Source organism: Parabacteroides sp. AF18-52 (assembly GCF_003479145.1).
Taxonomy (GTDB): domain Bacteria; phylum Bacteroidota; class Bacteroidia; order Bacteroidales; family Tannerellaceae; genus Parabacteroides; species Parabacteroides faecis.
Genome location: NZ_QUGR01000016.1, coordinates 74644 through 86793, shown reverse-complemented (window position 1 = coordinate 86793; position 12150 = coordinate 74644). Strand labels below are relative to the sequence as shown.

Annotated in this window: 14 protein-coding genes; 11 read left to right on the top strand and 3 right to left on the bottom strand. The window is 33.0% G+C overall.

Annotated elements, in window-relative coordinates:
- Positions 1-5: 5 nt before the first annotated feature.
- Entirely contained in the window at positions 6-593 is a 588-nt protein-coding gene (locus DWX23_RS20240; protein WP_122375792.1) for an HU family DNA-binding protein, read from the bottom strand.
- 328 nt (positions 594-921) lie between these two features.
- On the opposite strand from DWX23_RS20240, the gene DWX23_RS20235 reads away from it, so the two are divergent.
- Entirely contained in the window at positions 922-1770 is an 849-nt protein-coding gene (locus DWX23_RS20235) for a Fic family protein (RefSeq protein ID WP_122375791.1), read from the top strand.
- Between the two features lie 221 nt (positions 1771-1991).
- Here the strand turns inward: DWX23_RS20235 and DWX23_RS20230 are convergent, their stop codons facing one another.
- A complete protein-coding gene (locus tag DWX23_RS20230; protein WP_233587700.1) occupies positions 1992-2327 on the bottom strand; it encodes a hypothetical protein in 336 nt (111 codons plus the stop codon).
- A 164-nt stretch (positions 2328-2491) separates the two neighbouring features.
- On the opposite strand from DWX23_RS20230, the gene DWX23_RS20225 reads away from it, so the two are divergent.
- From DWX23_RS20225 to DWX23_RS20215, 3 genes are all read left to right on the top strand, one after another.
- Positions 2492-4279 (top strand): lipopolysaccharide assembly protein LapB, encoded by a 1788-nt coding sequence (locus tag DWX23_RS20225; protein ID WP_233587699.1) that lies wholly within the window; start codon positions 2492-2494, stop codon positions 4277-4279.
- A gap of 161 nt (positions 4280-4440) precedes the next feature.
- Positions 4441-4830: a DUF3244 domain-containing protein gene (locus DWX23_RS20220; protein WP_122353255.1), complete on the top strand. Its 390-nt coding sequence runs from the start codon at positions 4441-4443 to the stop codon at positions 4828-4830.
- A gap of 32 nt (positions 4831-4862) precedes the next feature.
- Positions 4863-6134 carry a C10 family peptidase gene (locus DWX23_RS20215; RefSeq protein WP_122375789.1) on the top strand — a complete coding sequence of 424 codons (1272 nt, stop codon included), beginning with the start codon at positions 4863-4865 and terminating at the stop codon, positions 6132-6134.
- Between the two features lie 179 nt (positions 6135-6313).
- Here the strand turns inward: DWX23_RS20215 and DWX23_RS20210 are convergent, their stop codons facing one another.
- Positions 6314-6691 carry a hypothetical protein gene (locus DWX23_RS20210; RefSeq protein ID WP_122353253.1) on the bottom strand — a complete coding sequence of 126 codons (378 nt, stop codon included), beginning with the start codon at positions 6689-6691 and terminating at the stop codon, positions 6314-6316.
- 212 nt (positions 6692-6903) lie between these two features.
- Here DWX23_RS20210 and DWX23_RS20205 point away from each other — a divergent pair, with 212 nt between their 5' ends.
- The 7 genes from DWX23_RS20205 (at position 6904) to DWX23_RS20175 (ending at position 12133) form a co-directional block, all read left to right on the top strand.
- On the top strand, positions 6904-7302 hold the full coding sequence (locus DWX23_RS20205) for a DUF4377 domain-containing protein (protein ID WP_122375788.1): 399 nt from the start codon (positions 6904-6906) through the stop codon (positions 7300-7302).
- Between the two features lie 70 nt (positions 7303-7372).
- On the top strand, positions 7373-8269 hold the full coding sequence (locus tag DWX23_RS20200; protein ID WP_122375787.1) for a M12 family metallopeptidase: 897 nt from the start codon (positions 7373-7375) through the stop codon (positions 8267-8269).
- Positions 8270-8681: 412 nt separating this feature from the next.
- Positions 8682-9038, top strand: coding sequence for a DUF3244 domain-containing protein (locus DWX23_RS20195; RefSeq protein WP_233587698.1), 357 nt, complete (start codon positions 8682-8684; stop codon positions 9036-9038).
- 100 nt (positions 9039-9138) lie between these two features.
- Positions 9139-9369, top strand: a complete 231-nt coding sequence (locus DWX23_RS20190) for an NVEALA domain-containing protein (protein WP_122375786.1) — start codon at positions 9139-9141, stop codon at positions 9367-9369.
- A 94-nt stretch (positions 9370-9463) separates the two neighbouring features.
- Positions 9464-10576, top strand: coding sequence for a 6-bladed beta-propeller (locus DWX23_RS20185; protein ID WP_122375785.1), 1113 nt, complete (start codon positions 9464-9466; stop codon positions 10574-10576).
- 16 nt (positions 10577-10592) lie between these two features.
- Positions 10593-10937: a hypothetical protein gene (locus DWX23_RS20180; RefSeq protein ID WP_122375784.1), complete on the top strand. Its 345-nt coding sequence runs from the start codon at positions 10593-10595 to the stop codon at positions 10935-10937.
- 83 nt (positions 10938-11020) lie between these two features.
- Positions 11021-12133 carry a 6-bladed beta-propeller gene (locus DWX23_RS20175; RefSeq protein ID WP_122375783.1) on the top strand — a complete coding sequence of 371 codons (1113 nt, stop codon included), beginning with the start codon at positions 11021-11023 and terminating at the stop codon, positions 12131-12133.
- Positions 12134-12150: the final 17 nt, after the last annotated feature.

The following is a 12150-nucleotide window of genomic DNA, read 5'->3' as shown; positions in this document are numbered from 1 at the left end:
CTATTTTATTTATTATCAGCAGTTAATACATACATGACATGCGTGCCGCCTCCTATTTTGGATAAAACATTTTTTTTTGTGAATAGTTTCAGATCGGCGGTAGCACGATAGCGCGAGCAGCCGTTTAGCTCGGCATAATCCGGGGTTGTAATCTGTTTGTGCCGTTCCAGAAAATCCAACATTCGCTTTTCGCGTTCATCGAACGTTAATTTTTTAGGTGTTTTGACTTGTTTCAGTTCTGCATTTCTCAGTTCTTCTTTTAACTTTTCCGAGCAACGGAAGTTTACGTTGTCTACCGTTACGGTTATTTTCTTCCCGTCAACGGATGGGCGGGTACGCAATGAGGGCGAGAAATGTCCCAGCTCTTCCAGTTCCACATGTTGCCCGCTTTCCAAAGAAAATCCGATCGCCCATACAAATGAGTCGAGTACTGCCTTCACATCGGCCGAAGAGATCGTCGACCGTGAGCAGATCATTTTACACAGATGATCCATTTTTACCGTGCTGTCGCACAATGCCCGTGCATGGATTAACTTCGGACCTTTCCTGCCTTTCGGCCGTGGCGTTTCGTGGATTTTGAATCTGATTCCCATTTTTATTTTGTTTTATACTTGTGTGCCTGAAAAACAACACGTAGTCTTTCCGTTTCTCTGCCGACGAAATTGCCTGTCGACAATTGTCTGCAAGCCTGTCGATAATTATGAGCAGGTCTGCCGAAGGTTGTGTGCAGGCTTGCTCATAATTATCGGCAGGAAAAAAGGTTGAGGGCAAATATACGATGCAATAGCAGGAATTGTACTCAGGGTAGGTATAATTATGGAATATTTATACTATACCTTATTCCCATATCTTGCCGGTATCGGCAAGATATGTTATCTTTGAAGTGAAAATCGGTGTAAAACTTGCCGATAGAATTTGAATATGAAATATATTTCAGTCGGAGAATTTGCAGGAAAGTACGGTGTTTCAGAGCGCACGGCACGTAATTATTGCGCTGTCGGAAAGATTGAGGGTGCATTCCTTACTGGCAAGACATGGAACATACCGGAAGATGCGGAATTACCTTTACAGAAAAAGTCGAAAGTGAAGATTATGCCTTTGCTTGCCGTGTTGCGCGAACAAAAGCAGATGAAATTGAAAGGCGGTATCTATCACAAAACGCAGATCGATCTTACATATAACTCGAATCACATCGAAGGCAGTCGTCTGACTCATGACCAAACCCGTTATATTTTTGAGACCAATACCATCGGAGTAACTGATGAAAGCATCAATGTGGACGATATTATCGAGGCCACTAACCATTTTCGGTGTATTGATCTTATCCTTGACAGGGCTGAGGAGATTTTATCTGAGACTTTCATTAAAGAATTGCACAATATTCTGAAATCCGGCACATCGGATAGCCGGAAAGATTGGTTTGCCGTAGGCGATTATAAACGTTTGCCAAATGAGGTTGGCGGTGCTGATACAACACTGCCGGAGAACGTTCATAAGGAGATGAAGGCACTGCTGAAAGCCTATAATTCGAAAAAACAGAAATCTTTTGATGACATTTTGGACTGGCATCATTGTTTTGAGGTGATTCACCCTTTTCAGGATGGTAATGGACGTGTTGGTCGCCTGATCCTGTTTAAAGAATGCCTTGCAAACGGACATGTTCCCTTTATTATCACCGAAGAATTGAAAATGTTCTATTATCGGGATACTTGTTTGACTGCGCAGGATAATTATAAAGAGGTATTGGATAAGTATCGGATTAAGTATTGAGATTCGAATATTTTATGGAATACCGGATGGCGTAAAGTCCCTTTTCGTTATATTTCTTACAAATGACAATATGATTATTATTTAAGTGTTTTGTAAACGGATTGATACGTTAAAAAATATTACCCGCTGGGGTATTTTTATTTACCCGGTATATTAATCCGATTTACCTGGTAGAGTAGTGACATTTTGATAATGGAGGGAATCTTTTATAAGAATTACGATTAGTTGCAAGTTGTTCGGTTAGCTTGTTCGGTGCTTGTTCGGTCAACATGTTGAGATGGATTGATAATCATAGTTCTATTTTTCAACTCATTATTTTCTCCCATCATCAGATTCCTGAAAAACAAAACTAAGAAACTCATATCCGGCTCAACGCCTTTTCGTATATTTCTGTAATTTGCACGCACCAACGCATTGCGGAAGTACCAAGAGTTGTCGGCAAACAGATCATTATTCACGTCAAAACCAATACTACGCAAATACTTTATAATAAAGACTGCCGTTGTACGAGTGTTTCTAAGTGATGAATATTCAAAAGAAATTGAAGTAAGTTTCAAAAAACATGTTTTGAACTCAGATAATTAGTTTGTGGCTGTATTGAAAAAATTGATTATTAATAGCTTTAGGTTGAATTGTTTCATTATCTTTGAGGCTATAACAATTATGCCGTGCAGCGATGAGATACCTATCTTATATAGTATTCTGTCTGCTCTCTTTCGTGATGTGTACTGAACAGCCAAAAGAGTTATTGCCGGAACTGTCTCGTGCAGAGTTGCTTATGCAACGTTGTCCAAACAGTGCTTTGGCGGTATTGGATTCAATGGAAGTACCCTCTCCATCTGATAAATTTCAATATGCGACATGGTGTCTGTTGATCACTCAGGCACGTGACAAGAACTATATCAAACATATTTCTGATTCACTCATCAATATAGCATTGGATTATTTTGAAAAACAGAATGATCCGGTAAGAAAAGCGACTGCGTTATATTATGAAGGGCGGGTTAACCATGATCTGAATAATGCGGAGGAAGCTGCTGATTATTATTTACGAGCGAGGGATGCGGCAAAGAATACGACGGATTATAGGTTGCTTTGTTTGATAAATATTCACTTAGGTACATTATATGCTTATCGTGGTTTGGCGGACTTGGCATTGAAAGCTTATGAGAATGCATATGATTATTCAATTCAATTGAAAGATAGCACATTGATTTCCAACTCATATTCTTGTTTGGGACGTGTTTCTACGCTTAACAATGATTGGACTAAAGGATTAGATTATTATAAAAAAGCAATAGGAATTGCAGAACAGGCAGGAAGTTTGAAAGCTTTAACATTGGCTTATGGGGAAATCGTGACTGTGTACAGATCTTTATCCATGCTTGATTCATGTATGTATTATCTTGATAAATCAAAGAAGATAGAAGAAAAACATAACATTTCTGCTTTGCCACAAACTTATTTAGGAATCGGAGAAACTTATTATTGCATGGGACAATCTGATTCAGCTTATTTTTATTTAGAAAAAGCATTGAATACTACTAATCCTTATACAAAACAAGATGCAACACAAACTTTATATTATTTATGTAGAGATTTAGGGAAATATGAAGATGCAATTCAATATAATGAACAATATTGGATTTATAAAGATTCTGTAGATAATATCAATCGCAGTTCGGAGATTGCGGAAATTCAAGTAAAGTATAAACAGGAAAAGTTATTGAATATAAACAATAACTTAGAAAACAAGTTGTTATGGGGAACGATAATATTATTAGTAATAATATCTATATTAATATATTTTTATCAACATAAGTTGCTCAAGAAGGAACGTACAATTCAAGAAAATAGAAAGCAGTTGGAGATGAGTATAAACCATTTACATGAAAATGAAAATATAATTTATGAAAATGAGACTCTTATAAAAGCCTTATCTTCTCAGATAGAGGACCATGTAGGCTCACAGGAGCATATAAATGATCAGATGAAAGAATTTGAACGAATTCGCCAAAACAATGCTTCATTACAGTCTCAAAATGAAATATTGCAGAGAAATATAGAGAAATATGTATCCCGTTTAAAAGAAAAAGGGGAGGAACTAAAAACGTATGAACGCTTGGTTACTGAAAATACTTATTTGTCTGAGCGGCAAAGATATCTATGTTCCCAATTGATTAAGCATATAAATATACTTAATTGTTTAAAATCCAATCCGGAATATATCGATGAATTCCGATGTTCTGAAATCTTTAATTCAATGAATATCGTTTATCCGAATCTGATTGACAGGTTGAGGAGAGACTTTTCATTAACGAATGATGACCTTTTGATTTGTTGCCTGATAAAATTACAATTGAATAATTCCATTATGGCTGAATTACTAGCTATTTCACCTTCATCCGTAACCAAGCGTAAGCAACGTTTGAAAGAGCGGATCAATCAGCATTTGGAAACCCCGTTAGAGGGAGAAAGGTCCATTGATGCTTACCTTTGGAAGTACTAGGAAACGCCTTGTCCACATTTTGTGATTGCTTGATATTGATAAACGCCTTAATATTAGCGTTCTGGCTGTTCATGTCTGTCCACTTGCTGTCCGTTTATTTTTATCTGTTTCTATTATAAACCGCATACCTTTGTAGAGTAGAAATTAATAAAATTATCGTTATGGCAAAGAACCTCAAAAAGCCTGTTGGGGCAATGTGTGTATTTCTTTTTTTCAGTTGTTTACTACTACAGAGTATATCAGCGGAAGGGAGTAAGAGGGTTTCATTTTGGGGAGAATGGAGAGAAGATACTCGTTCCATTTCTCCTTCAATTCCAATCTCCGCTTTTATTAATGATGGTGTTTTATCCATTCATAGTAGTACTCAACGTTCTGATATAACAATATGTATATCGAAAGACGGAAAGGTACTTTATGAAGAAATGATTCCGGCATCGAAAACTGATTGTGTTACAATTGATTTGAGTGAATTTGAATCTGGAACTTATTCTATTGGATTGAAAAATCAATGGGCTGATTGTCTTTGGGGAGAGTTGTTTTTAAATGAATAGTTTGTATTATTATGAACTCAAAATATTAAAGTATGAAGACTATATTTAAATTAATGCCAGTTATGATGGTATTATTGTTTTGCAGTTGTAATCAAAGAGAAGTTGAAGAATTATCTCAAGTATCTCTAAAAGGTTCTATTGCGGAAAATTCTCTTGTAGAAAGCGTAACACTTGATCTTCTTAACAAGTTTAGCAAGTCTCTTCGAAATTCATCTCTAACAAAGTCTGAAAATAGCATTATCGTAGATGAATCAATAAAAACAACTTATCATTTTAAATGGAATCATGAAACAAATACTAAATCAAATGGTCCACAAATTCCTGATTCGGTAAGTGTTGATTTGTATTTAATGAAGTTTCATGAAGCAGACGGAACTTTAGGTTATTCAATTGCAACAGGAGATGAAAGAATAAATAAAGTTTATGTCTATTCACATGGGGATATTAGTGATACCGCCCGGATTTATCCTTTGGCTCATATTATAAAATCAATACCTTTCATTGTTAAAAATGATCTTGAAAATTATTATAAAAATCCGTCAGAAACTATACATACTTATGGTGCACGTCCTGATATAACTACTCATGGACCTTTACTTTGCACTCATTGGCATCAGGAATATCCTTATAATAGCCAAATTAAAGCTTTTCCTGTGATGAATGCACATCCGACCTTAAAGGGGCATGCTCCAGTGGGATGCGCGGCAACAGCAACTGCGCAAGTAGTGACTTTTTATTCAAAATTTAAATCAGATATTATGGCAAATGGAAAACCTTACGTTTATAATTTTTCAAAATTTGCATTTGTGGCAGTTCCTGGAGAAGATGCTCAATTTGAGGTTAGCCAATTATGTAAAGAGATAGGTATTGCACTTGGTATAGATTATTATCCAACCGTGGGGATTTTGTATGATCCTCGTAAAATTGGGACATACTTGGCTGATAAACAAGGATATTCAGTAGAAACAAAATATCACAAGAATATTGATATAAATAAATTGGCAGATCTTATCATGAAAAATAATCCACATATCACAGCAGGAGTTATGCATGGTACAACAAGTGGTCATGTATGGGTATGGGATGGCGTACAAATGAATTGGAATACAAATGAAGTTATGATGGTCCATTGTAATTGGGGGATGGGGATTCAAAAAGATTCTGATTTTGGCAGTGATACATGGTTTACACCAGCAACAATGAGTCAAATAGATTCACAACAACCGGCATTGACTGATGATCAAGTCCAGATATATTTATCAAATAATAATTCATATTACCCCGGTGGAGGTGGTATATTGTAAAACTATAAGAATAAGAGAAATTGTCAAAAGCAATATGAATGTAATAAATGTATTTTTTGATAAATAGTCCTATTTATATAAGACTATTTATTTTATCAATCAATTATTTTTTAATTAAAAAATACACGTAGAGAATGAAAGTCTATTTATATACAAAAATATAAGAATTGAATTTCAAATTATTTTTCTTCTGCTTTTTGTATTATTGTTAAAAGAGAATAGTAGTTGATCTTTTTTATTCCAATAGACAGTTTGCGCTCTTTTTCAGGATTGTTGGCTACTTTTATTAATATGGACTTACCGCCATTTTTTTTAATGAGCGTATACCAACTACCATTAATTGTATCACCTTCAATTATAGAATTATTTTTATCAGTGACAGTCATAATCCAATAAGTTGAACTTGCTTGAATCTCTGTCTCTTGTAGATCAGAATTTAATACAATTGGATTTTTTTCAAATGTTACAATAGTGGAAGTTTCTACTTCGTTTTCAGATTTATTACAACTACATATAATTGTAGGAAAAATTAATAATAGAAAATACAGTTTATTCATGATGTTATTCTTTTGTTTATCTATAACAATAGATGCATTTGTATGATAAAAAGCTGCATAAAATATATAAATATTATTTGTGCTGGATAAAAATAGCAATACAAAAACTAAATCCAGTATTATTATATAGCTCTAAATGATATAATTTAACATATATAATGCAGTAAATAAATTCCTAAAAGCATCATATATATAAATAAACAATTAAATATATGATTCGTATGAGATTATTTATAATAGTAGTTTTTGGTATTTTTTGTTTAGTTTCATGTAATGATAATGATTTGCCTGAAAATAATAAAAAAAGTGTACATTCGGTTGAAACTTATACGATTTTTGTTGCACCCAATACAGTAATTATTAAAGATTCAATTTCAAACTCAAAGAAAGAGTGTATATTGATCAAATATGCAAATGTTTATATGGATAAATGGATTCCATTTGAATCTGTAATAGACAGATTTGAATATGAGCTAGGATACGAATATACTTTATTAATAACAGTTGTTACATATAATGTATATTCATATAATAATAGTCAAAAAATGACAGAAAAATTTGAGAAGGAATATGTTCTAAGAAAAATATTGGAAAAAACGAAAATTTCATAATTAATTTGTTTTTTATAATACTTATTTTTATATATATATTCACCACTATAATATTAAAATTGTATAAGATATGAAAAGTGTTTTAGTTTGTATTACTTCATTTTTTTTATGGAGTTGTAGTGATGGTAATTTGCCTTTAGAAAAAAGTCTTTTGGAAGCCGATATAGGTGCCTTGGTAAAATCAACATTATCTGTTGAAAGTGATTCTGTTAATATTTATCAAGAAATTGCATTTGAATCGCTAGTAAAAGATACCATAAGGCTTGCTAATGGTCTGCAGTTATCAAAAGTAAATGAACAATATGTATGTGGTGATATACTGTTGAGTGATAAACAAGTTGAATTACTTGCTAAAAAGAATGTATCTCGTGGAATTTCTATTTCTGAATTATCCCAAATATGGCAAGATAAAGTTGTTTATTTTGTATTTGCTTCTAACGTTTCTTTAAAAGATCAAAATATAATATATGATGCTATGTATGAATGGGAAAGTGCATGTAATATTTTATTTAGAGTGGGACAGGGTTCTGGAGATTATATCGAAATTATTATAGGTAATGGTAGCTACTCAAATCTTGGTCGAATAGGTGGAAAACAAACTTTAAGTCTTTTTATTGCAGGATGGAATAAAGGAACTGTTATGCATGAACTTGGACATGCATTAGGAATGTTACATGAGCATCAGCATCCAATGAGAGACAATTATATAATAGTAAATGAAAGGAATATTCAAATTCCTGCTAGAGATCAGTTCGACATTTGGCCTTATGGCTATGCGTCATCAAAATTTGATTTTGACTCTATAATGATGTATGGATCCTATGCATATTCAAGAAATAATCAACCTACAATGACGAAAAAGGATGGTACAACTTGGACTGCTAATAGGTCATATATAACATTTAATGATCAGTTAGTTGTTATGAATTTATATGGTCATTATTTGCCACCAGGTCCAATTGGATAATTTTTGATAAGTTTGCATGATTACAAAGTGATAAATTAAAAATTCGTATTTCTGATTTGTTCTATAAAGATTCATTTTAGATAGCTGGTTAAAACTGGCTATCTAAAATGAAAATACTTAAAAAGACTATCTTGTTTTTATCTTCTGATTATCTCTTTTCTGTCACTAAATGTAGGCAACGTTTAAAAGAGCGGATCAATCAACATTTGACGACTCCATTAGAGGGTGAAATGTCCATTGAAGCTTACCTTTGGAAATACTGAGAAACAGGCTGTCCATATTCTACTTTGCTCAATTCTTTAAAAGTGTTTATTATCAATGCTTAGAGTGCTCTTGGCTGTCCACTTGTTCTCTATTGGTATTATATTAAACCTTATACCTTTGCAAGGTAGAAATTATTAAAATTATCGTTATGGTAAAAGCTCAAAAAAAGCTTGCTTGGGTAATGTGTACATTATTTGTTTTCAGTAGTCTATTGCTACAGAGTGTATTGGCGGAGGGAAAAAGAAGTATTTCTTTTTGTGGAAATTGGAAAGAAGATGCTCGTTCCATTTCTTCCTCAATTCCGATCTCAGCTTTTGTTAATGATGGTGTTTTATCCATTCATAGTAATACTAAATGTTCCGATATAACAATATATATATTGAAAGGCGGAAAGGCTTTTTATGAAGAAATGATCCAAGTATCGGAGACGGACTATATTACAGTTGATTTAAGAGGATTTGATGAGGAAGATTATTTTGTTGAGTTAAGAAATCAATGTGGCTGATTGTCTTTGGGGAGAAATTAATCTTAAATAAATTGATTATAGAAAATTGTTTCATGAATGAGACAATGATAATGTTGTTAACTAACTAAATATTTGAAAAATGAAAAGAAAAGTAATGGGTGTTATTACAATTGCTGCTATTGCATTGTTAGCAGGATGGAATGGTGTTCAGCAGGCAGATAATGTGAAGCTATCTGAGCTAGCTCTTGAAAATGTAGAAGCATTGGGGTGTGGTGAGGTAATTGGTTGGTGGCATGGTAATTATCGTGTTACTAATTATGGTTGTGCTTGGACTTGTACAGCAGGAGGTGTACTTAATTGTCCATATTAGTGCTTATAGGTGAATTTTTTAAGACTAATTTGAGTTATTAAGAAAATAATTCAAATTAGTCTTTCATTTTTTTATCAAAATATTTATTTTACTTATGAAGAAATTTGTATTTATATTATTAAGTTTTTGTTTTTTATTCTCATGTCATCAATTTCAGAATAGGAGTATAGGACTTGTATATGTTGTTAATGTGGATGAAGCTCAGAAGAGTGATTTCTATTCAATGTTTGATAGTGTGGCCTATATCTCTTTGGAGACAATAGATGATAATGAAATTGGTCAGATTGACAGAATTTTATATTATAATGAGAAATATATAATTACAGACAGACTGACTAATAGGGTTTTTATCTTTAATGATGATGGCAAATTTTATTCTGCTATAGATGCTATTGGTAATGGACCGGGAGAATATGTACAAATAACAGATGTTGCTGTAGATAAGTTTGAAGATATGATTAAAATTCAAGATGCTATGCAGGGAAAAATTGTTTCTTATGATCTGGATGGTCATTTCATAAAGGAAACAAAATTTCCTATATTTCCTGCTCCTATGCAGTTTTGTCAAGTAAACAAAGATAAGTATGCATTTGATTATCAGCGTTGTTCGAAAGAAAAGGAATGGCAATATAATTTGTCGATAAATTCGGAGGATTTTTCCGGAAAGATCAGCAAATATTTACCTTATGATAAGTCTTTGGATGTTTGCTTTTCTCCGAGGGTTACTCTTCAAGATGTAAATGGTGAGATTCTTTATATACCTTTATATAGTTCTACTGTATATACTATTGATTCTTCAGATGTAAAGCCACGTTATATATTTGATTTCGGAAATAAATGGGTTAGCCAAGAATTTATAGATACAAAATGGAAAGATGCTCTTGAATTCAGAAATAAATTAAACGATGTGAATTTTGTTTACTATTTCAATTTGTTGGAATCGGGATCTCATATTTGTGCTGAATTTATGTACAAAGAAAATAAGTATCATATGGTGATAGATAAAGAAACAGATCATTTATTTCTACAGCAAGAAACAGAAGCCTATAAATGCCATTATACGGAGAATCCTATGTGTTGTATCGGGAATCAGTTTGTAATTCCTCTGACTCCCTTTGAATATAATTCTATGATAGGTGAAGATGCCGTTCAACTTCCTGACGATAATAATCCGGTACTGATGTTTGCTACCTTTAAAAAATTCTGATTATAAACTTATTGATATGAAATTATTATTGCTATTGTTTGTTTTAATGCAAGGTTTAGTAGGAGATAAACCTGATTGTAAGGCGTTTTATGAGGAAACATTGTATCCAATATCTTTATCCGCCAGACTTTTCAAAAAAGAAAAGACAGATGAATACTATCTCTTATATTTAAAGGGTGAGGACGATGGCGATAAAGAAGTTGTTGTCCGGTTACTTAAGAATCAAATGGGAAAAAGTATATTTCTCTTTGCTGTAGACAAGAGCCTGATCAGTAAAAGAAAAGGAGAAACGGCCCTTCATATCTTAGCTCCGATGAAAGATGGTTTCAATGTCCGGATATTTACGGATCTTTGTGAATAAGTATCAGAATAAGAAATTGGATATGAAAGTTATTCAAATTTTAATTAGTTGATATCTTTTAGGTTTTGAAAATTATATTCTGTATGAAAAAATCTATAACTTTATTATTAACCATCTGTTTTTTATTTTCGTGCCGTTCATCTCGGGATGGAAATGCGGAACATATATACATTGTAAATGTTGATGAAGCTCAGGACAGTGAATTTTATTCGATGTTCGATAGTGTCGCTTATATCCCTTTGGAAACAAAAGAGGATCTTGAAATCGGCAAAATCAATCGGATCTTATATCTCAATGAGAAATATATAGTTTGGGATGGATTGACTAATATGGTCTTTATCTTTAATGATGATGGAACATATTATTCCAAAATAGACGCAATCGGTAATGGGCCAGGGGAATATGCACAGATTATAGATATTGCTATAAATAAGTATGATGGAACAATCAAAATCTTAGATGCTATGCAGAAGAAAATCGTCACTTTTGATAAGGAAGGGCAGTTTGTAGGAGAAACAAAACTGCCAGTCTCTTCTACACCTCAACATTTTTGTCAAGTAAATAGGGAAAAGTATGCATTTGATTTTCAGCGTTGTTCTTATGAAAAAGAGTGGCAATATAATGTATCTGTGAATTCAGAGGACTTTACCGGGGAAATCAATAAGTATTTTCCTTATGATAAACCTCTGAGTATTTGTTTTTCTTCAAGAGTTACTCTTCAGGATGTAAATGGTGAGATCCTTTGTTTGCCATTATATAGTCCTACTGTGTATACAATTGACTCTTTGGAAATGAAACCTCGTTATTCTTTTGATTTTGCCGGAAAATGGGTGAGTCAGGATTTTATAGATACTGAATGGAAGGATGCTCTTGAATTCATGAATAAATTAAACGATGCGAATTTTGTTCACTATTTTCATTTACTGGAATCCGGATCACATATTTATGCTGAATTTATATATGGAGAAAATAAATATCATCTGGTGATAGATAAAGAAACGGATCATCTATATTTGCAGCAGGAATCAGAGGCTTATAAATGTCATTATTCGGAGATACCAATGTGTTGTGTTGGGAATAAGTTTGTTATTCCTTTAACTCCTTTAGAATATAATTCGATGGTTACTGAAAATACTGTTCAACTGCCGGAAGATAATAATCCGGTGCTTATGTTCGCTACATTTAAGAATTTCTAATTATAAACTGGTGTTGA